The organism is Actinacidiphila cocklensis, assembly GCF_907177275.1.
GTDB classification, from domain to species: Bacteria; Actinomycetota; Actinomycetes; order Streptomycetales; family Streptomycetaceae; genus Actinacidiphila; species Actinacidiphila cocklensis.
Map to the genome: position 1 here is coordinate 1 of NZ_CAJSLV010000023.1, position 942 is coordinate 942.

1 protein-coding gene is annotated in these 942 nt (G+C 64.8%); it reads left to right on the forward strand.

The window, feature by feature from the left end; genetic code table 11:
* Nucleotides 1–929: non-reducing end alpha-L-arabinofuranosidase family hydrolase (locus tag NFU81_RS03805; protein ID WP_251484995.1), on the forward strand; the 929-nt coding region annotated here is incomplete at its 5' end.
* Nucleotides 930–942: the final 13 nt, after the last annotated feature.

The window sequence follows — 942 nt, forward strand, 5'->3', positions numbered from 1 at the left end:
CGACGCCGCCGACGTCGGGTGGTACGTGTTCTCTTCCGTCGTCGTATCGGTGGTCGTCGTCGGGTGCGTTGGCGCAGCCGGCGAACGGGTGGGTCTCGGAGAAGGACTTCACCAACGTCGTCTACAACGGCAAGCACCTGGTCTACGCCTCGAACGTCAACGGATCGTCCTACGGCTCGATGGCGTTCAGTCCCTTCACGAACTGGTCGGACATGGCCTCGACCGGTCAGACCGGGATGAGCCAGGCCGCGGTGGCGCCCACCTTGTTCTACTTCGCGCCGAAGAACATCTGGGTCCTGGCCTATCAGTGGGGCGCCTGGCCGTTCATCTACCGCACGTCCAGCGACCCGACCAACCCCAACGGCTGGTCCTCCCCGCAGCCGTTGTTCACCGGCAGTATCTCGGGTTCCGGTACCGGGCCGATCGACCAGACCCTGATCGGCGACGGCCAGAACATGTACCTGTTCTTCGCCGGTGACAACGGCAAGATCTACCGGGCCAGCATGCCCATCGGGAACTTCCCCGGCAGCTTCGGGTCGTCCTACACCACCGTCATGAGCGACTCGCAGGCCAACCTCTTCGAGGCCGTGCAGGTCTACAAGGTCCAAAACCAGAACCAGTACCTCATGATCGTCGAGGCCATGGGCGCTGGCGGCCGGTACTTCCGGTCCTTCACCGCCACCAGCCTCAGCGGTTCGTGGACCCCCCAGGCCGCCAGCGAGAGCAACCCCTTCGCCGGCAAGGCCAACAGCGGCGCCACCTGGACCAACGACATCAGCCACGGCGACCTCGTCCGCAACAACCCCGACCAGACCATGACCATCGACCCCTGCAACCTCCAACTCCTCTACCAGGGCAAAAACCCCAACGCAGGCGGCAGCTACGACCAACTCCCCTGGCGCCCCGGACTCCTCACCCTCCAACACTGACCCCCACCACCAG